This is a genomic window from Hydrogenovibrio sp. JE_KL2 (genome assembly GCF_009296185.1).
In the GTDB taxonomy this organism is placed as follows: Bacteria; Pseudomonadota; Gammaproteobacteria; order Thiomicrospirales; family Thiomicrospiraceae; genus Hydrogenovibrio.
Map to the genome: position 1 here is coordinate 263,100 of NZ_WBJR01000001.1, position 19,817 is coordinate 282,916.

The 19,817-nt window shown below is 42.7% G+C and carries 24 protein-coding genes; 18 read left to right on the forward strand and 6 right to left on the reverse strand.

The genetic code is table 11. The annotated features are described in order from the left end of the window. Positions 1-18: 18 nt before the first annotated feature. The 14 genes from acpS (at position 19) to F8R13_RS01255 (ending at position 12,623) form a co-directional block, all read left to right on the forward strand. Positions 19-399, forward strand: a complete 381-nt coding sequence (acpS, locus tag F8R13_RS01190) for a holo-ACP synthase (RefSeq protein WP_152831474.1) — start codon at positions 19-21, stop codon at positions 397-399. A gap of 63 nt (positions 400-462) precedes the next feature. Then, positions 463-936 (forward strand): flagellar biosynthetic protein FliO, encoded by a 474-nt coding sequence (fliO, locus tag F8R13_RS01195; RefSeq protein ID WP_253806288.1) that lies wholly within the window; start codon positions 463-465, stop codon positions 934-936. Continuing rightward, positions 929-1,684: a flagellar type III secretion system pore protein FliP gene (fliP, locus tag F8R13_RS01200; RefSeq protein WP_152831476.1), complete on the forward strand. Its 756-nt coding sequence runs from the start codon at positions 929-931 to the stop codon at positions 1,682-1,684. Before fliO ends, fliP begins: the two co-directional genes overlap by 8 nt. After that, a complete protein-coding gene (gene fliQ, locus F8R13_RS01205; RefSeq protein ID WP_152831479.1) occupies positions 1,684-1,953 on the forward strand; it encodes a flagellar biosynthesis protein FliQ in 270 nt (89 codons plus the stop codon). Before fliP ends, fliQ begins: the two co-directional genes overlap by 1 nt. Before the next feature lie 4 nt (positions 1,954-1,957). Next, positions 1,958-2,737 (forward strand): flagellar biosynthetic protein FliR, encoded by a 780-nt coding sequence (gene fliR, locus F8R13_RS01210; protein ID WP_152831481.1) that lies wholly within the window; start codon positions 1,958-1,960, stop codon positions 2,735-2,737. A 21-nt stretch (positions 2,738-2,758) separates the two neighbouring features. Beyond that, positions 2,759-3,919 carry a flagellar biosynthesis protein FlhB gene (gene flhB / locus F8R13_RS01215; RefSeq protein ID WP_152831483.1) on the forward strand — a complete coding sequence of 387 codons (1,161 nt, stop codon included), beginning with the start codon at positions 2,759-2,761 and terminating at the stop codon, positions 3,917-3,919. A gap of 7 nt (positions 3,920-3,926) precedes the next feature. Then, positions 3,927-6,020, forward strand: a complete 2,094-nt coding sequence (gene flhA / locus F8R13_RS01220) for a flagellar biosynthesis protein FlhA (RefSeq protein ID WP_152831485.1) — start codon at positions 3,927-3,929, stop codon at positions 6,018-6,020. After that, complete coding sequence (gene flhF / locus F8R13_RS01225) at positions 6,021-7,190, forward strand: flagellar biosynthesis protein FlhF (protein ID WP_152831487.1); 1,170 nt, start codon at positions 6,021-6,023, stop codon at positions 7,188-7,190. Next, positions 7,180-8,094, forward strand: a complete 915-nt coding sequence (locus F8R13_RS01230) for a MinD/ParA family protein (protein WP_152831489.1) — start codon at positions 7,180-7,182, stop codon at positions 8,092-8,094. Before flhF ends, F8R13_RS01230 begins: the two co-directional genes overlap by 11 nt. A 19-nt stretch (positions 8,095-8,113) precedes the next feature. Next, positions 8,114-8,836, forward strand: coding sequence for an RNA polymerase sigma factor FliA (locus tag F8R13_RS01235; protein WP_029908273.1), 723 nt, complete (start codon positions 8,114-8,116; stop codon positions 8,834-8,836). A gap of 45 nt (positions 8,837-8,881) precedes the next feature. Next, positions 8,882-9,289: a chemotaxis response regulator CheY gene (locus F8R13_RS01240; protein WP_371414896.1), complete on the forward strand. Its 408-nt coding sequence runs from the start codon at positions 8,882-8,884 to the stop codon at positions 9,287-9,289. Between the two features lie 83 nt (positions 9,290-9,372). Next, positions 9,373-10,026, forward strand: a complete 654-nt coding sequence (locus F8R13_RS01245) for a protein phosphatase CheZ (protein WP_152831493.1) — start codon at positions 9,373-9,375, stop codon at positions 10,024-10,026. A gap of 95 nt (positions 10,027-10,121) precedes the next feature. After that, positions 10,122-12,110, forward strand: coding sequence for a chemotaxis protein CheA (locus F8R13_RS01250; RefSeq protein WP_371414871.1), 1,989 nt, complete (start codon positions 10,122-10,124; stop codon positions 12,108-12,110). 12 nt (positions 12,111-12,122) lie between these two features. Beyond that, positions 12,123-12,623: a chemotaxis protein CheW gene (locus F8R13_RS01255; RefSeq protein ID WP_152831495.1), complete on the forward strand. Its 501-nt coding sequence runs from the start codon at positions 12,123-12,125 to the stop codon at positions 12,621-12,623. On the opposite strand, the gene F8R13_RS01260 is transcribed toward F8R13_RS01255, so the two are convergent. The 5 genes from F8R13_RS01260 to F8R13_RS01280 form a co-directional block, all read right to left on the reverse strand. Further along, positions 12,613-12,894, reverse strand: a complete 282-nt coding sequence (locus tag F8R13_RS01260; protein ID WP_152831497.1) for an EscU/YscU/HrcU family type III secretion system export apparatus switch protein — start codon at positions 12,892-12,894, stop codon at positions 12,613-12,615. The genes F8R13_RS01255 and F8R13_RS01260 overlap by 11 nt on opposite strands. A gap of 101 nt (positions 12,895-12,995) precedes the next feature. Further along, positions 12,996-13,274, reverse strand: coding sequence for a lipid asymmetry maintenance protein MlaB (locus F8R13_RS01265; RefSeq protein ID WP_152831499.1), 279 nt, complete (start codon positions 13,272-13,274; stop codon positions 12,996-12,998). A gap of 36 nt (positions 13,275-13,310) precedes the next feature. Next, positions 13,311-13,670: a response regulator gene (locus tag F8R13_RS01270; RefSeq protein ID WP_152831501.1), complete on the reverse strand. Its 360-nt coding sequence runs from the start codon at positions 13,668-13,670 to the stop codon at positions 13,311-13,313. A 49-nt stretch (positions 13,671-13,719) separates the two neighbouring features. Next, positions 13,720-14,250 (reverse strand): chemotaxis protein CheW, encoded by a 531-nt coding sequence (locus tag F8R13_RS01275; RefSeq protein ID WP_152831503.1) that lies wholly within the window; start codon positions 14,248-14,250, stop codon positions 13,720-13,722. A 180-nt stretch (positions 14,251-14,430) separates the two neighbouring features. Further along, complete coding sequence (locus F8R13_RS01280) at positions 14,431-15,486, reverse strand: flagellar hook-length control protein FliK (protein ID WP_152831505.1); 1,056 nt, start codon at positions 15,484-15,486, stop codon at positions 14,431-14,433. Between the two features lie 141 nt (positions 15,487-15,627). On the opposite strand from F8R13_RS01280, the gene F8R13_RS01285 reads away from it, so the two are divergent. The 3 genes from F8R13_RS01285 to F8R13_RS01295 all read left to right on the forward strand — a co-directional run bounded on the left by F8R13_RS01285 (position 15,628) and on the right by F8R13_RS01295 (position 18,973). Next, positions 15,628-16,458 carry a protein-glutamate O-methyltransferase CheR gene (locus F8R13_RS01285; protein ID WP_152831507.1) on the forward strand — a complete coding sequence of 277 codons (831 nt, stop codon included), beginning with the start codon at positions 15,628-15,630 and terminating at the stop codon, positions 16,456-16,458. A gap of 77 nt (positions 16,459-16,535) precedes the next feature. Beyond that, a complete protein-coding gene (locus F8R13_RS01290) occupies positions 16,536-17,663 on the forward strand; it encodes a chemotaxis response regulator protein-glutamate methylesterase (RefSeq protein ID WP_152831509.1) in 1,128 nt (375 codons plus the stop codon). 74 nt (positions 17,664-17,737) lie between these two features. Continuing rightward, positions 17,738-18,973: a methyl-accepting chemotaxis protein gene (locus F8R13_RS01295; protein WP_152831512.1), complete on the forward strand. Its 1,236-nt coding sequence runs from the start codon at positions 17,738-17,740 to the stop codon at positions 18,971-18,973. Positions 18,974-19,051: 78 nt separating this feature from the next. Here the strand turns inward: F8R13_RS01295 and F8R13_RS01300 are convergent, their stop codons facing one another. Next, positions 19,052-19,339 (reverse strand): hypothetical protein, encoded by a 288-nt coding sequence (locus F8R13_RS01300; RefSeq protein ID WP_253806289.1) that lies wholly within the window; start codon positions 19,337-19,339, stop codon positions 19,052-19,054. Between the two features lie 63 nt (positions 19,340-19,402). Between F8R13_RS01300 and F8R13_RS01305 the strand changes: the two genes are divergently transcribed. Continuing rightward, complete coding sequence (locus F8R13_RS01305) at positions 19,403-19,726, forward strand: NGG1p interacting factor NIF3 (RefSeq protein ID WP_152831514.1); 324 nt, start codon at positions 19,403-19,405, stop codon at positions 19,724-19,726. Positions 19,727-19,817 lie beyond the last annotated feature (91 nt).

Here is a 19,817-nt window from a genome sequence, read left to right on the forward strand (position 1 = left end):
GGGCGGCTTGACAGTAAGATGATTATCGGAATCGGAACGGATATTGTTGAAATCGAAAGAATCTCCTCTTTGTTAGACAAAAGAGGGGAGTCATTTGCCCGTAGAATTTTGTCCAAAATCGAAATGAAAGAGTTTGTAGATCAGATGCATCCTGCGGTATATCTTTCAAAACGCTGGGCAGCAAAAGAAGCCATTGCTAAGGCTTTGGGCACAGGGTTCACGCAAGGCGTTTGCTTTTCCGAAATGACGGTCGGTCATACTGACCTAGGTCAACCACAAGTCCATTTGCATGGCAAAACACTTGCACTTTCTGAGTCACGTCACATAACCGACTGGTCAATCAGTATCAGTGATGAAAAGCACTACGCGATTGCATTTGTCGTTGCTGAAAGTCGATGAATGCGTTTCATTGAAAATATCTCTGAAGGATTCCGCTTACACTTTTCGATAAGATTTAATACAATGCAATCTATGAATCGATTAATCATTGTTTTTGTAAGAAAAATCTGCCAGGTTGGGGTGTTTGCTTTTGCATGGTTTTCGGCAAATGTTTATGCCGCAGTACCCGAGCCGACAACGCTATCCAAAGGCATTGAACCGACAAGCTATTTCGGTCAAATTCTCGTATCTCTTGCATTTATTATTTTGGTTATCTTTGCAGGTGCATGGATGCTGAAGCGTTTAGGGAAAGTCAATGGCTTGGTTAGCAAGGATATGCGGGTACTTGGTAATATGGCGGTTGGACAGAGAGAGCGAATCTTGCTGCTACAAGTTGGTCAAGAACAATTATTGATTGGCGTCACTTCAAGCCGTATCTCGCTGCTACATGAGTTGAAAGAGCCGATTGAAGTACAAGAGTCGGTTCCGATGAATAGCGCCTTTGCCCAACGGCTTCAAGAAGCCCTAGCCAATAGAAAAAAGCCGGAAAATGACTAAACGATTACCTTTCTTACTGTTTGTTTTTACACTTTTCTTTCCGATGATTGCCGGTGCCGATCCCGGTATTCCAGCCTTTACCGTTCAAACGGATGCACAAGGCAATCAAGATTACACCTTAACGATCCAAATTCTATTGTTGATGACAGGGTTGACCTTGTTACCGGCAGCGTTGATTGCAATGACATCCTTCTTGAGAATTATCGTGGTGCTTGCATTATTGAGACAGGCGCTTGGCGTTCAGTCAACACCTTCTAACCAAGTGTTGATTGGGTTAGCCTTGTTTTTAACCTTGTTTATCATGTCTCCAGTACTTGATAAGATTTATAAAGATGCGGTAACACCGTATTTGAATGAGCAAATCAAGTTCAAAGAAGCGATTGATATTGGCGCTAAGCCATTGCATCAATTTATGATTGAGCAGACGCGGGAGTCGGATCTAGGTATGTTTGCCCAAATGGCGGATGTCGAGTTGAATGATCCGCAAACAGTTCCTTTTAAAGTTCTGATTCCGGCATTCATGACCAGTGAGTTGAAAACGGCGTTTCAAATAGGATTTATGATTTTTATTCCTTTCTTGATCATAGATTTGGTGGTCGCGACGTTGTTGATGGCAATGGGGATGATGATGTTGTCACCGATGATTATCTCGTTGCCCTTTAAGATCATGCTGTTTGTTTTGATCGATGGATGGGCTTTGATTATGGGAACTTTGGCGAACAGTTTTGTCGTTGCAGGAGGTACTTGATGACACCTGAATTTGTATTGACGCTAGGTCAAAGAATGTTGGAAGTGGTTGCGATGCTCTCGGTGCCACTATTATTGCCGGCGTTGGCTGTCGGTTTGTTGGTCGGTATGTTTCAGGCCGCAACCCAAATCAACGAAATGACGTTGAGCTTTATCCCTAAGGTTGCAGCAGTAGGTGTGGTTCTGGTGATTGGCGGTCCATGGATGCTGACGACATTGATTTCTTTTACTAAAGAGCTTTTCCAAAACATCCCCGCATTGATTGGTTAGCGCTATGCTGACGTTTAACTATGATGATTTTCTGCGCCTACTAGGGCTGTATTTCTGGCCATTTGTCCGTATTACCGGCATGCTTATGCTTATGCCGTTATTTTCTGCAAGTTACGTTTCCGTTAATGTCCGCTTGATGCTGGCTGTCTTTATCACTTTGGCGGTCGCACCTTCTTTGCCGTTACCGGCTCCCATTGACCCTTTTACCTGGCATGGTGTGTTGTTGATTGTTCAGCAATTCGGCATCGGGTTGGCAATCGGCCTGATTTTTGCCGTTATTTTCCAAGCATTTGTTATTGCCGGTCACTTGATTTCAATGGCGATGGGGCTGGCAATGGCGACCATGGTTGACCCTTCAACTGGCGTTAATACCCCCATTATCGGGCGTTATTTTACAATTGTCGCCACTCTGTTATTCTTGTTGATGAATGGTCATGTTTTGATTTTTAAAATGGTGCTGGACAGCTTTCAAACGATGCCTGTCGGGCTGCATTTTTTTGATTCCATGAGCCTGAAACAAATTTATGGTTTTGGTAGCACCATGTTTGAATCCGGTGTGTTATTAGCGCTACCGTTGGTAACCGCATTGTTGCTAGTGAATATTTCTTTTGGTGTGGTAGCGCGTGCGGCACCTGCACTGAATATTTTTGCGGTTGGTTTTCCAATTACGCTATTGGCAGGGTTGATTATGTTGATTTTCATCACGCCTTTGTTGCAGCCTACTATGCAAAGCTTGATGGTGGCGGCACACGATTTGATTGAAAGTTTAGCGCTGAGCAAGTAGAGAGTTACTTAAGGGTTTTGGATGGCTGAGAACGAAGACGGCACAGAAAAAACGGAAGACCCCTCCGATAAAAAGCTCCGGGAAGCTAGAGAGAAAGGTCAGGTTCCGAGATCAAGAGAGTTATCAACACTGTTGATGACCTTGTCTGCTGCTTTGTTTTTGTATTTTTTCGGTCATTTTATGGTGGTTCGATTTGAAGAAATCATGATACAAGGGTTTCAGCTGGACCGAGCTCATGCCTATGACATTGGGTTACTCACCAATCGTATTCTTGGCATGGCTTTAGAATCAATCTATATGTCATTGCCTTTCTTGACGTTAATGATGCTGGTAGCGATTGTTTCGCCCATGTTGCTAGGTGGCTGGAATTTCAGTACCCATTCATTGGCGCCTAAATTGAGCAAGCTGAATCCCATTAGCGGCATTAAACGGATGTTTTCGATGAATGCTTTGGTCGAGTTAATCAAAGCGTTATTGAAGTTCACATTGGTTTCTGCAGTAGCCGCTTATTTCCTATGGCATACTTATCATGAAGTGGTTTCTATCGGGTTGGAGCCACTCAAGATCGCCATGGAACATTCGGCGAAACTGGTGCTCGAAGCTTTCATTTTCGTCAGTCTTTCACTCATAATCATTGCAGCCATTGATGTCCCTTTTCAGATGTATCAGCATATCAAACAGCTGAAAATGACTAAACAAGAAGTGAAAGACGAATATAAACAACAGGAAGGAAGTCCAGAAGTTAAGGGACGCATTCGTCAGTTACAAAGGGAAATGTCTCAGAAACGTATGATGCAGCGTGTTCCGGAGGCGGATGTGGTTATTACCAACCCGACACACTTTGCTGTTGCATTGAAGTATGACCCCGATGCGATGCAAGAACCGATGGTGTTGGCAATGGGGGCTGACTTTATGGCCTCGCAAATTAGGACACTGGCAACTGAACACAATATTCCATTAGTAGAAGCGCCTCCTTTAGCTCGTGCTTTATACTATAATGCAGAAGTTGAGCGACCGATTCCTTATGACTTATTTAAAGCGGTTGCAGCGGTGTTGGCTTATGTCTATCAGCTAAGAGATGGTCGAATGCCGCAAGAAATGGATTTTGAGACTTTACCTATTCCCGAAGGAATGAAAACTGAGCAATCCTCAGAGAGTAGAGAACGAGAATTAGAAGAATAACCATTAGATGAATTTTACTCAGCTGCTCAATCAGATAAAACAATCATTCAAAAATGGATTAGGGATACCTGTCGCTATTCTGGCACTTTTGGCAATGGTTGTTGTGCCGCTACCGCCGTTCTTGTTGGATGTTTTCTTCACTTTCAATATTGCTTTATCACTTGTCGTTTTGATGGTGACCTTGTATGCCAAGCGACCAATCGAATTTTCAATTTTCCCAACCATAATCTTGTTGACGACTTTGTTTAGGCTGTCTTTGAACATTGCATCCACACGTGTCATCTTGTTGGAAGGTCACAATGGTGGCGCTTCAGCTGGTTATGTAATCGAGTCTTTCGGTGAGTTTGTTATCGGCGGTAACTATGCCGTTGGTTTGGTGGTCTTTGCGATTCTTGTGGTTATTAACTTTGTGGTTATCACCAAGGGTGCCGGTAGGGTTGCTGAAGTAAGCGCACGTTTTACGCTAGACTCCATGCCAGGTAAACAAATGGCGATTGACGCTGATTTGAATGCAGGTTTAATCACACAGGAACAGGCGCAGGAGCGCCGTTTTGAAATTGCGACAGAAGCCGATTTCTATGGCTCAATGGATGGTGCTAGTAAGTTTGTAAGAGGGGATGCGATCGCAGGGATTATCATTCTATTTATCAACTTACTGGGCGGTTTTGCAATTGGTGTTGGTCAGCATGATATGTCATTCAGCGATGCAACCCATGTCTACACGATTTTGACGTTAGGGGATGGTTTGGTCGCACAAATTCCTTCGTTGTTACTGTCTACCGCGACGGCGATTATCGTTACCCGTGTGTCAGGCGAAAAGAAAGATATGTCCCAGCAAGTACAACTGCAGATGTTTGCCAATCCAAAGGCGTTAGGCATGAGTGCGGGTATCGTTGGTGTTCTAGGTTTGGTTCCAGGAATGCCAAATATCGCCTTTTTATCCTTTGCAGCGATTTCAGGTGTGGGCGCCTATTTAATTCACAAGAAACAACTGGAAACGCCTCCTGTTGAAGAGTTGTTGAATGAAAGTGAGTCTGAAACGCCGGAGCAAGCATCTGAGTTGAGCTGGGATGATGTGCAGGCAGTTGATGTGCTGGGTCTTGAAGTTGGTTATCGTTTGATTCCAATGGTGGATCAAGCTCAAAATGGACAACTTTTGGAACGCGTCAAAGGTGTTAGACGAAAAGTATCTCAAGAACTTGGTTTTTTGGTTCCACCTGTCCATATTCGCGATAATCTGGATCTTACGCCGAACAATTATAAAATTATGCTATTAGGGGTCTCCGCTGGAGAAGGCGAAGTTTTCCCAGATAAAGAGCTAGCAATTAACCCTGGACAAGTTTTTGGCGAGATTCAAGGGACACCGACAAAAGACCCGACATTTGGTTTGGATGCGGTTTGGATTTCTCCATCGGATAGGGAGCAAGCGCAAGCACTGGGTTATACTGTGGTAGATTCAAGTACGGTTGTGGCGACGCATATCAGCCAAGTAATTCAAGACTATGCAGCGGAGTTGCTAGGGTATGATGAAACACAGAAGCTTTTGGATAAACTCAAAGAATCTTCACCTAAGTTGGTGAGTGAACTGATTCCAGATAAATTGCCATTATCGGTTGTAGTAAAAGTTTTGCAGAACCTTCTGGAAGAGAAAGTCTCTATTAAAGACTTGAGAACGATTTTGGAAACTTTGACAGAAAGCGCGGCTAAAATTCAAGACCCCAGTTTGTTGACGATACAGGTGCGTGCCGCGTTAGGTCGTTCGATTATTCAAAACCTAGTAGGACCGGAAGGTGAGTTGAAAGTCATTACATTGGATCCGAGTTTGGAACAGTTGTTGCTACAGGCATCTCAGGGCTCTCCAGAAGGGCAATTAGCGATTGAACCTGGCTTGGCAGAAAGATTGCATAATACTTTGAAAGAAGAATCGCAAAAGGTCGAAATGGAAGGCCAGGCGGCCGTGCTACTGGTTGCACCGCAGATTCGAGCACAGTTAGCTAGACTGTTTAAGTTTAGTTTACCTAGCTTAAATATTTTGGCATATTCCGAAGTGCCGGAAAACCGTCAGATAAGCGTGGTTGCAAATGTGGGGCAGGGAGGCTAGATGAAGCTTAAACGTTATCTGGGACCAAATATGCGACAAGTGATGGCGCTGGTTCGTGAAGAATTAGGAGACGATGCTGTCATAATGTCAACGCGTAATACGGATGAAGGCGTTGAAATTGTTGCCGCGATTGACCCGGAATCGTCAATCAAGCAAGAAGCTCCCATTCAACAGGGAGCGAGAGCGAGTTTTACTTCGCCGGAGTTGAGCCATCAAGGCGGGCAAGGGTTTGGCAAAGAAAACCAAGAAATACAAAAAATGGCAGCGGAGCTCCAGGCTGTCAAAACCATGTTAAAAGACCAACTGGCTGGACTGGCTTGGAATCATTCGGAAAAAATGGAGCCAGAAAAAGTCCGGTTGCTGAAGCGTTTGGTTCAACTTGGTATTGGTTGGGATTTAGCACAAGAGCTGGTTGATGGGCTGGAAAGTCTCAATGAGAGCTCTTGGGCTGAAGTTTTGGTCGAGTTGGAAAGACGTATTCCAACGGGTATGGGGGATGTTGTTGACATGGGTGGTGTGGTAGCTTTGGTAGGCCCCACCGGAGTCGGGAAAACCACCACCATCGCAAAAATGGCAAGTCGCTTTGTGATGAGAAACAGTCCTAGCCAATTAGCATTGATTACGACGGATTGTTATAAAATAGGCGCACAAGCTCAACTTAAGACGTTTGCAGATTTGCTGGGTGTTCCTGTTTATGTCGCAGCTTCAGAAGGCGAACTGTTAAATTTACTAGCATCGTTGACCAGTAAAAAACTGATATTGATTGATACGGCTGGCCTCAGCCAGAAAGACTCGCAAATTGAGCAGCAGCCCACTAAAACAAAAATGGGATTGGAGACGATACGAAATTATTTAGTGATGTCTGCAGCAACCCAGTTGAGTGTCATGAAAGACATTGTTAGCGCTTTCGGCAAAGTTGGTTTAAAAGGTTGTATCTTGACGAAGTTGGATGAGGCAACCCAGTTGGGTAATATTTTGACGGTGTTGATCGAAAATAAGTTGCCACCAGCTTATGTGTCGAATGGCCAGAGAGTTCCAGAAGATTTGGAGCCGGTAAGAATAAGAGATTTAGTTGATAAAGCCATGGTCTTAGGACAGCAAAAATCAGTAAATGAAGAAGAAGTGGCATTTCGTTTAGGAATGGGTAAGGATATTTCAGATGCACAATGATCAAGCAGCAGGTTTAAGAGCCATGCAATCCAGCCAAGCCAGCACTCCGGTAAGTGAAGAAAGCGCTCCGAAAAAAACTTCGGGGAGGCCTCCAAAACCGGTTAGAGTGCTTGCAGTCGCAAGTGGTAAAGGTGGTGTCGGTAAAACGAATGTGTCTGTTAACCTCTCTGTTTCACTAGCTCAGCTAGGCAATCGCGTCCTATTGATGGATGCGGATATGGGGTTGGCGAATGTCGATATCATGTTGGGGCTGCAAACCAAATATAACCTCGCACATGTGCTAGATGGGGAAAAAACGTTGCGTGAAGTAATGGTGGATGCTCCAGGCGGAATTAAAGTCATTCCGGCAGCATCTGGTGTTAAACGCATGGCTCAGTTATCGACAGCTGAGAACGCAGGGATTATCAACGCATTTTCTGAGATTGACGGTTTTTTAGATGTTTTGGTTATTGATACAGCTGCTGGTATTGCAGATAGCGTTGTAAGCTTTTGTAGAGCGTCTCAAGACGTAATTGTGGTTGTAAATGATGAGCCAGCGTCTATGACGGATGCTTACGCGTTGATAAAAGTATTAAGTAAAGAATATAATCTAACAAAGTTCAAGTTGCTGGCGAATATGGTTCGCACTGAGAAGCATGGCTTAATGCTTTATGATAAATTCTCAAAGGTATGCGAGCAGTTCTTAGATGTTTACATTGATTATTTAGGGACCGTTCCTTTCGATCATGATTTGAGAGAAGCGATTCAACGCCAAACACCTGTAACGATTTCCAAGCCGAATAGTGAGTCGGCAAAAGCGTTTAGAAAGATTGCGGCAGAAATAAACAACTGGCCGATACCAACGGGAATCACTGGGTATTTGCAGTTTTTTGTCGAGCGATTGTTTCAATCGCAAAATAGTTAATCAAGGATTGGGTTAATTCATGACAGGCACGCAAATTTATGCAAATATTCAAAAGCAATCAGGGCAACCGATTGATATTGAAGAGTTTTTGCCGCTTGTCAATAGAATTGCTTATCATTTAAAAGGTCGTTTGCCTGATAGTGTAATGGTAGATGATTTGATTCAGTCTGGCGTTGTTGGACTGATTGAAGCAGCGCAAAAGTTTGATGCTAGTCAGGGTGCTAGCTTTGAAACTTATGCAGGCATTAGAATTCGTGGGGCGATGTTGGATGAAATTCGCCGCGGAGACTGGACACCGAGGTCCGTTTACCGTAAGTCTCGAGAAGTATCAGACGCGATTGCTAAAATCGAGGCAAAGCAAGGACGGGAAGCCAAAGACCCTGAAATCGCTGAAGAAATGCAAATAAGTTTAGATGATTATTACCATATTCTTCAGGACACGAATTCGGTACAATTGCTGTCCATTGATGAACCCGATCATGATGAGCTTTCTGAAGACAGAATGGTTGGACAAATGAAATCTCAGTTGGCGGAGATTTCCGAAGAAGGGTTTCATAAGGCGCTGTCGCAAGAAATTGCAAATCTGCCTGAAAAAGAAAAACTGGTGATGGCTCTTTACTACGATGAAGAGTTGAATCTAAAAGAAATTGGTGAAGTCTTGGATGTAAGTGAATCTCGTGTAAGTCAGATTCACAGCCAAGCGATAAAGCGTCTTAAAGCACGCTTAGATGATTGGATTTAGAATTAAAGGAATATCAGTATTAAACTGAAGGAATAAACGATGCAAATTGATAGAAATATGAACATCTTGGTGGTAGATGATTTTTCTACGATGAGAAGAATTGTTAAAAATCTGCTGAAAGAACTAGGCTTTAGTAAGTTCGATGAAGCAGATGATGGCGCTAATGCTTGGCCGATGATTCAAACGGGAAAGTATGATTTCATCGTAAGTGATTGGAATATGCCTCAAATGACTGGTATTGATTTGCTAAGACATGTTCGTGCGGACGCAAAACTGAAAGATACGCCATTCCTATTGATTACTGCGGAAGCGAAAAGAAGCCAAATCCTTGAAGCGGCTGAAGCAGGAGTGGATGGTTACATCGTTAAGCCATTTACTGCCGCGACTTTGAATGCAAAAATTCAGAAGATTTTTGAGCGAGTTGAAGAACGTAAAAAAGCTAATGCCGGCTAACGGAAGATCATAAAAATATAATATTAAAAGCCTTATATAACTTAATTTATATAAGGCTTTTTTTTTAGCAAAGAGGGGAAAAAATGGAAAACATCAGTGTTGCTCAAGTGGAGTCTTTGTTAAAGTCGATTAAAGACAAAAATTATCAAGAAGCCGCATCCATTATTGATGAATTGGTAAAAATGAAAAATGAAAGTCTGGTCAATGAAGTAAAAGAACTCTCCGCAGGCTTGCATAAATCTCTAGAAAGTTTTGGCAACGACACCATCATTCTAAAGCACACAAAGCATGATTTGCCGGATGCCTCGGAAAGACTGAAATATGTTATTGAAGCCACGGAAGAAGCCAGTAACAAAACACTCGAAGCAGCCGAATCGGTGCTGGGAAAACTGGAAACTTTGGAATCACAAATAACCGATGAATCCGTGTTGGCAACCTTGTCGACCATACAAACCCAGATGACAGATATCATGGTTGCCCAATCCTTTCAAGACTTAACCGGACAGGTGTTGAATCGCATAGTTGATTTAGTGACCAGTCTAGAAAAAAACTTAAATGAGCTTATTGTTAAGGCTGGTGTTGATTTGGACAATGTCGCAGGGCTTGAAGCGACGGATGAGCAGCGTCACGAGGATGAAATGAAGGGAGTTGGCCCTAACGTGACCAAGTCCAGCAAGAAAGATTCTGTTTCTTCTCAAGACGATGTGGATGACCTGCTTGGTGAACTTGGATTGTAATTTGGGCTGGCATGCTCGTTGCTTAAGGTTTTCTAGATTTAATTATCAAGAAAATAAGTCACTATGTTGACAGGCACCTAGACGAGGTATGAATTGTGGATGAAGAAATTTTACAGGATTTTTTAATTGAAGCATCAGAGCTGGTAGAGCAGCTAGATGAGCAATTAACCGATCTGGCCAATTCACCGACAGACTCTGATTTGCTGAACGCCATTTTTAGGGGGTTTCATACCATTAAAGGGGGCGCAGGCTTCCTAGGCGTTACGCCTTTGGTTGAAGTGTGTCACAGAGCTGAGAACGTCTTTGACAAAATCCGAAATGATGAAGTAGCCTATGATGATGTTGCTAGTGACGTTATCATGCGCGCTTTTGACGTTATTTCAGACTATATCGAAAAATTGAGAGATGGTGCTCGTGAACTTGACGAAGCAGATACAGGATTGCTTTCCGAATTAGATGCTTTGTGGCGTGGTCAGGCAGCTGGCGCAACTCATGAGGAAGAAATTGCCACACCAGAGGCGGAAGTTGCCCCTTCGCAGCCTGAAGTTAAGCTTCAGCTTCCAGAAGGCGTTGATCCCGATGGCGATATTAGTGATGATGAATTTGAAGCACTGCTTAATCAACGTGATGCGCTTTCCGTATCTGCTGATGAGCCAGGAACAACTTCTGTTGCCGGCGTAAAACTTCAATTAGAAGAAGGGGTTGACCCTGATGGGGATATTACCGACGACGAATTTGAAGCACTGTTGAATCAAAGAGATATGTTAGGGGTAGATGAACCTTCTGCTCCTGCTGAACCACCAAAGTCTGCTGTAGAACCTAAAGTCGCTGCGCCAGCGCCACAACCAGCTCCGGCTCCTAAACCTGCTGCTAAAGACAGTGATGGTGACAAAGGTGAGGATAAGCCTTCAAAAGCTGCTGCTGAATCTACTGTGCGTGTCGATACACGCCGCTTGGATGAGATCATGAACTTGGTTGGTGAGTTGGTGCTTGTCCGTAACCGTCTGTTGACCTTAAAATCTTTAGAAGATGCGCAAGAAGAGCTTTCGAATGCCGTTGGTAATTTGGATCACGTAACTACTGACTTGCAAACATCAGTCATGAAGACTCGTATGCAACCAGTTAAGAAAGTATTTGGTCGCTTCCCTCGCGTTGTAAGAGATTTGGCCAGAAAGCTTGGTAAAGAGATTGAGCTTGAATTGCAAGGTGAAGAGACAGACCTTGATAAAAACCTTGTAGAAGCGCTAGCGGATCCATTGGTTCACTTGGTAAGAAACTCTGTTGACCATGGTATTGAAATGCCAAGTGAACGTGAAAACGCCAATAAACCGAGAAAGGGCACGGTCATTCTTGCCGCAGAACAAGAAGGGGATCACATTCTTCTATCAATTACCGATGACGGGAAAGGGATGGATCCTGATGTTTTGAGACGCAAAGCTGTCGAAAAAGGCATGATGGATGAAGTCAGTGCAAACCAGCTAGATGACAAGGCAGCGTTCGAGTTAATCATGTCGGCAGGATTTTCGACTGCTGAAACGATTAGTGATATTTCTGGTCGTGGTGTTGGTATGGATGTTGTAAAAAACATGATTACCAAGCTGAACGGTAGTATTGATATCCATTCTGTTTTGGGGAAAGGAACACAGATTAATATTCGTGTACCTTTGACATTGGCTATCTTGCCGACATTGATGGTTTCTTTCGGTGAAGACAGTTATGCAATTCCACTAACGAGTGTTCAAGAAATTTTCGATTTTGATTCTGATCAAACGAATAAAATTGATGGTCAAATGATGGTTCGCCTGCGTGAGAAGAGTATTCCGCTGATTTTTCTTTCCGAATGGCTTTCGCCTGAGTGTGATAAGACCACTTATGACGGAGATAAAGTAATTATCGTCTCTATTGGTAATCAGCGAGCAGGATTTGTCGTTGATCAGGTAAATGGTCAGGAAGAAGTGGTTATTAAGCCGCTGGGTGTAATGATGAAGCATATCGAAGGCTATGCCGGAGCTACCATCACAGGTAATGGAAATATTGCTTTGATTCTGGATTTACCAGGTGTCATTCAACGTTTTCAATATTAAGGAAGGAAACACATGGCTTTAGTAGCAGCAAACAAAAACAAAGACGTTGATCTAGCGCTTATGAATGAAGAGGATCAGGAGAAGTATTCTGGGCCAAGCATTCGTTGTGTGTTATTTGAGTTGGATTCCGAGATTTATGGCATCAATGTTAAAAAAATACGTGAAGTCTTGAGAGTCGGGTCTATCCGTAAAGTTGAGGGTTCTGACTACAATGTTTTAGGGGTTATTAACGTCCGCGGTGTCATTGTGACCGTCGTTGATACTCGCCTGTCCTATGGTATTTCTCCTAAAGCAGTTGACGATCTATCGCGAATCATTATTGTTGAGCTTGATGACGATAATATCGTTGGAATGTTGGTTGATTGCGTTCTGGAAGTAAAAGATATTCCTGAAAAACAATTCGAGTCGATGTCAGCCACTAAAGAGGGTGCTTCAAGGTATCTTCAAGGCATCGCACACTTTAACGGCAACGTTATCATCCTAGTGGACGTTGATAGCATGTTCAAGGTTTAAGTTCGGGGTGTTTGCCTGAAATTTGATAGGCAAAAATCAAGACTTGAACCACGGCTTCATAAAGCGATTCCGGGATTTCACTATCTAGCTCTACCTGAGAAAGAAGCGCCGCCAAATTTTCATCCGAAGTGATAGGAATATCATTTTCCTTTGCTATCTGGATGATTTCTTCTGCAACATACCCGTAACCTTTCGCAGACACTGTTGGTGCGCCCTCACCATCATATTCAAGAGAAATAGCGACTGACTTATCGAGTGTAATTTTTTCCAAACCAGCGTTCCTTTAGTGGTTTTGAAAGGTAGTGCTTGGTGAGTTTTGCCGCTTTGGATTCATTGCAGCGTCATTAATTTTTGATAGAAGCCCGGAAAATTTTAGGAAAGCATTAACTTTTCGCTCAAGCCAAGTTTGCTTGCGCTGGTGGTTAATTGTTCTGATGGAGCTGTCCATTGGATTGTTTTATTACCGGCTTGTGCACTTTTAATAAGTGCTAGCAATAGTTGCAATCCTGAGGTGTCAATGTTTTCAACTTTTGAACCTTCCAGATTGAAAGTTTCAGCATCGGACTGGAAGGCCAGTCTTAAGTCACCAAGTTGACCTTCTATATGGTGAATCGTCAGGCTTTCTGGAAGAGTGATTGTGGTTTCGCTCATGACGTTCTTCTCCGGTTCTGAAAAAAGGTGATGCGCTTATAGAACGCGTGTAATAACTGATAACAGTTTTTCTGGGCTGAAAGGTTTAACAATCCAACCAGTTGCACCTGCTTCTTTACCTTTTTGCTTCATATCGCCAGAAGATTCTGTCGTCAAACACAGAATCGGCGTGAACTTGTAGTTTGGTAAAACTCTCAACGCCTGGATAAGCTCGATTCCATTCATGTTTGGCATGTTGATATCCGTAACAACCAGATCGAATTGTTCGCGTTTCGCAATATCGAGTGCCATAGCGCCATCTTCAGCTTCTGTGACATCATGGCCAGCAGATTTTAGAGACATGCTTACCATTTGACGCATTGATTTAGAATCATCTACTGCGAGAATTTTAGACATTGTTTTCCTCTCAAAAAAATTTTTAGATTATTTAAGAATAATTATAACGTTATTCTTCAATTCGCAAGTTTTTTTTAATCGCTGCCAACACCCCTTGAGTGATCAATTGATCAACATTGAGGACGATAACCATTTTTTCGGCAACTGTTGCCAACCCTTTCACATAATCTGAATGGATGGAGCCATTGATATCCGGTGCGCTTTGAATCATGTTGCTATCTAAGGTGTGTACATCTGATACACCATCGACAACAATCCCAATAATTTTTTGTGTACCGGTGTTTTCATCGTTAGATCTAAGAATAATGACAACGGTGCTGTCGTCATAAGTGACGTTTGGCAGCCCGAATCTTACACGAAGGTCGATAACAGGAACTACTGCGCCCCTTAGGTTGATGACTCCCATGACATAATCTGGAGAGTTTGGAATACTTGTGGTTTTTTCCCAGTCTTTGATTTCTTGGACACGGAGGATATCTACACCATATTCTTCTCCACCAAGAACAAAGCTCAGAATTTGTTCGTCATTTCCATCTGAAGGTTCATACTGGCTAGAATTATTTTCAGCTTCTGTGCTCATAGACCACCTTTAGTACCCGAAATCATTTCATTAATAGGTAAAAGTTAACCGATTTGTGTCAAAAGGTCTAGCCCAATTTATACGATATTTCATCTTCTAATCTCCAAATTGATGCTTTGATAAAAGTATGTCGTTGTTTTCAGGGTAGAAAGAAGTATTTAAACCAGTTTGATAAAGGCTTTATACTCTAATATCAATCAATGCAATTTTCGTCGCCATAGGGTTGGCCTCGGGCTTTTGCGTATTCATGAGTATGTGTTTTACACTCAGCCCGTTCCGTCTGAGCTGTTCTCTGAAGCCATCTAAGTTATCTTCAATCTGTTTTGCCAGTGCGGATTCTTCTGCCCAAAACTGAAACCCAAACTCTTCGTTTTGCATGGTGCATTTAGCAACCATCGTGCCCATGTCGCTTACGTCGAGAGAAATAATGGTTTCCCAAATAGTATTATGTGCTCCTGTGGTTTTCCTGATATCAAGTTGAAATTCAATTAAAGGGTTGTTGTTAGGAGAGGTAGGAAGTTGAATCGTCCATGCATTAGGATTTTCAACCGCTTGAATTTGTTGGTGTGTGACTTTGTTTAAAAGCTGATTCAATGTTTTTGCCAGAGACTTAAGTTCCGGTGATTGGGAAGACTCGTTGCGAATGATGTCCAGTAATTTGAGTAAGTGCGCCTTAAAATCATTGGCATAGGGTTTCTTATTTTTAGTCAAGCTGTTTTCCAGAAAAAGTCCGCTAGTGAGCAAAGCGGCTTTAAACTCTTCAACTTTGACTTTATCGGATAGTTTGAAGAGGCTATCGAATAATTTAAACAGATAAGTTTGGATGATGGTTGGTAATCCGCCAGTTTGAGTCAATTGAACCAGTTGGCTTAAGCCTTGAGAGACAGAGGTTTGATTTGGCAGTATTTGGGTAAGAACCTGTTGTAGAAGCTTGTCGGAATTTACCGGAACCGGTTGGTTCTGTGTGTTTGAAAAAGTCAGTACAACACTGGGTTTGATTTGGATCACTCTGGCTTGTAGTTGCTGGCCTTCAAGTAGCGGCATTTCAGGAGATGTTTTTGCCGCAAAGGTTTGTCCGGCGATGTTCAGCAAGGCTTGCCCATTACTTATTTTCAGCACAGTTGCCGCCAGTGTTTGGCCTACTGAAATTTGCAATCCTTTGCCTGAAGCCCCTAGTTTTGCGAGGGCAGACAGAGTGTCAGTAGCTGGGGGATTGTTCGGAGGGGTTATCGCCATAGTGTTTTCATATCGAAACGAGAGAATTTAGTTAGGTTCAAGCCTATTTGTTTTATATAATCTAATCATAGATGATGTGCTCGCGAAAAGAAAATTCTGAGTGGATTTCAGAAGGCATTAAAGTTCGGAAAAAGGTGGCAGATGAATTCGGAAAGAGAGTTTGAATATACAGAAACAGATTTTTTACGAGTCAAAAATCTGGTTTATAACTTTGCAGGAATAGACCTGAATGACTCAAAAAAGAACCTTGTTTATAACAGACTGGCAAAGCGTATACGCTTTCTACAGCAAGATTCATTCGATGAATATCTGAATTATGTTGAAGCTCAAGGCGAAGCAGAATTCATCCATCTTATCAACGCCATTACGACTAACCTGACATTTTTCTTTAGAGAGAATCACCATTTCGAGTTTTTGGCGGAAACGGTTATTCCCGAACTCTTGCAGAAAAATCAGTCGACCAAAAAAATTCGTGTTTGGTCTGCAGGTTGCTCAACGGGAGAAGAGCCTTATTCAATTGCCATTGTTTTGAAAGAGGTTGTGCCTCCAGGTTGGGACGCAAAAGTAATTGCCACGGATTTGGATACAAATGTGGTCAATACGGCCAGTAGTGGAGTGTATAAAGTCGATAGACTCAAAGGTGTTTCTGAAGCCAGAAAGAAAAACTGGTTTATGAAAGGAAAAGGTAGTAATGATGGCTATGTCAAAGTGAAGCCTGATCTGCAATCTATTATTGAGTTCGGGCAAATTAATCTTATGAACGAATGGCCTATCAAAGACCAGATAGATGTCATCTTTTGTCGTAACGTTGTGATTTATTTTGATAAAGAAACACAGTCTAAATTGTTTAATCGCTATGCAGACTTGTTAAGGGAGAAGGGGTATTTGTTTGTAGGGCACTCGGAATCATTATACAAAGTCTGTGATCGCTTTGAACTGCTTGGGAAAACGATTTACCAGAAAAAAGATTAAACCAGAAAGCAGGATAAGTAATCTCTAGTGAGACTAAAAAAGAGAATAAGAATAATGAAAAGTAGGGTGGTGGAAGTATGTCAAAAGTAAAAGTGCTGGTCGTTGACGACTCTTCATTGGTAAGACAGATGTTGTCAGATATGCTCGATTCGGATCCTTTTATTGAAGTGGTTGGTACAGCTTCAGATCCTTACGATGCAAGAGAAAAAGTCAAAACACTTCGCCCAGATGTGTTGACGCTGGATATTGAAATGCCGCGCATGGATGGTGTGACCTTTTTAAAAAATCTGATGAGATTGCATCCTATGCCGGTGGTAATGGTTTCTACCTTGACAGAAAAAGGTGCTGACATCACGTTTGAGGCATTGGACTTAGGGGCGGTGGACTTTGTCACCAAACCGAAAATCGACTTGGAGCATACTTTTGAAGCCTATTCGTTGGAAATTCGCCGTAAAGTCAAAATCGCGGCAAAGGTTTCCAAAGAACAGTTGATCAGACAATATGAGCGTTATGTTCAGAACCTAGATGCTAAGCCTGCGTTTAAACCCAATTCTGCTGCCAAGGCTGATAGAGTGCCTGATAAGTTGAATGTTGACGCGATCATTCCCGCTAAACCAGTTCCGAAGAGTTTTGGTAAAACCCATCAGGTTATTGCTTTAGGGGCGTCAACCGGCGGAACCGAAGCTATTAAAGAAGTACTGATGCGTTTGCCGGAAAACACGCCGCCAATCGTTATTACCCAGCACATTCCGGCTGCATTCAGTTTGCCATTTGCTAACCGTATGGACACGATTTCGGCAATGAGAGTGGTGCAAGCGGAAGATGGGCAGGAAATTCTGCCAGGTTGGGTCTATATTGCACCTGGTGACCGCCATTTACTTGTTGAAAAACAAGGTGGGAAATATATTTGCCGTCTCAATGATGGGCCACCAGTCAATCGCCATAAGCCTTCTGTAGATGTCATGTTTAGAAGCGTGTTACAAACTGTTGGAACCAATGCGATTGGCGTGATTCTGACGGGAATGGGCGCAGATGGTGCGCAAGGGTTGAAGGAGTTAAGAGAGATAGGCGTTCACACCATTGCTCAGGATGAAAAAACCAGTGTGGTGTGGGGAATGCCGGGTGAAGCAACCAAAATCGGTGCGGCAGAAGAAGTGATGCCGTTAGATAAGGTTGCAGAAAAAATTCTCAGTTGGGTCAAATAAGTTTGGCATTGATTTTATTTGGCATAATGCCTGCTTTACACAAAGCATAGTTAATGTCGATATAAGGGCTCAGTATGTTACTAGTTTTACAGCGTTATTGGATTGCATGGTTGCTTACATTGATTGGTGTAGGCCTATCCTTTACCGTCATACCTTATATAGGGGTGATTTTCCTATTTATTGTGTCCATCACGTGGACGCTTCTTGCGGCAAATTCTGCCGATAAAACCACGCATGCCGTTTCTGCGACACCTGCAGAGCCCGTTAAAGTAAGTGGTGGCTCGATTCCTGATGCTGAAGTCAACCTTATTGAAAACACACTGGCAACCATTTTGGCGGACATTGATTCTGTAATGGGGCAAGAAGTTGAGGTGGTCAGAGGGGAGTTGACGCAGGTTAAGACGTTGGTCGGGGAAGCCATTGAGACATTGAACGATAGCTTTATGGGGCTGCATGAGCAGACACAAGCGGAATACAACTTGGTTCTGTCTTTGATCGACAACTTGGGTGGTGGCTCTTCTGAAGGAATGAGTATTCAGAAGTTCTCTGAAGAAATCAAAACGCTTTTGAGCTACCTGATTGAACTGTTGACCATTTCGAGTCAGCGCAGTAATGAAACGGTTGGCAAGATCGATAACATGGTTGAGCAAATTGAATCTATCTTTATCTTGTTGGAAGACGTTAAAGGTATTGCTGACCAAACAAACTTGTTGGCATTGAATGCGGCAATCGAAGCGGCAAGAGCCGGTGAAGCCGGTCGTGGGTTTGCCGTTGTTGCCGATGAAGTTCGAAAACTTTCACTTAATTCCAACTTGTTGAACGAACAGATTCGTAAGCAAGCCGAGAAAGCGAAGCAAACAGTTGATCATGTTCGTAAGTTGGTGAGTGATACTGCGGCTAAAGACATTCAAGAAGCCAACAGTTCAAAAGATCAGGTGACGGGCTTGTTAACGGATTTGGAATCTATGAACACAGGCATCTCCGGTAAGCTTGGTGATGTATCTGGCATTATTTCTGAAATTGAAGTTTCGGTTTCCAATGCCATGCGTTCTTTACAGTTCGAAGACATCGTTCGTCAGTTGGTTGAACAAATTATGCATCACTTAGATAACTTGCATTCTTTCTCACAAGAGATTAATAAACAAGTGGAAGAGGATAAAGATAAACCACCTGTCAGTTATGACGAATATAAAGAAAGAATGGCGATTTTTAGAGCCAAGATTCATAATCAAAGAGAAGCAATCGAAGCCCAGCGAATGAAGCGCGTGACGTCTTCAACGATGGATGAGGGAGAGGTTGATCTTTTCTAGTCTGAGAGAGTTGAAATTCAGACAATAAAAAAAGCCCGTCAAGTACGGGCTTTTTTTATTGCCGTAAAATGGGGAGGATTACATTCCGCCCATTTGAGAGTTCCAGAAAGTCCCGAAGATCAAGCTGAAAAACAAACCTGTCGCAAATACAACATACCAATACTTCTTATAGGTGGCAACTTTAGCCGCTGCTTCGGTATCAACATCTTCTTTTGAAGAAGGGTCCTTGAAAAAGACCAGCATAAAACCAATCGCAGCGATGAAACCAGCGATATTGGCGAAGTAGTGTATTTTTGTCACCATGGAAAGAATGCCGAGGGTAAGGATAATGGCATAGGTAATCAAAATCAGTTTCATAGATTGCATATCAGGTATCCTTGGTTTTTTGTATATTGTATCTGCAATTCGTTTTAACGAGGGAGATTTGGTTTGTTAAAGTTAACGTTTTTTGTTCCCAGCACCCATTTGGAGCAGGTTAAGTCAGCCTTGTTTTCGGTCGGTGCCGGCAAGATAGGTCATTATGATAGTTGTTGTTGGCAAGTGCAAGGGCAAGGACAATTTAGACCCTTGGAAGGGAGTCAGCCTTTTTTGGGGCAGCCAGGCGTTGTTGAAACTGTTGATGAGTATAAAGTTGAGATGGTGCTGGAAGAGGCTTTAGCAAAAGCCGCTTTAGAAGCACTTCTTGAGGCTCATCCGTATGAAACGCCAGCCTATGAGTTTTATCGATTATTGGATGTGGAAGCGGGAGAATAAAGCTTTTATATATTAACTTTATCTATGATTATAAAAGAATATTATATTAGTAAAAAATAATGCTGTCACTTAAGATAAGCGCCAGTTGAAA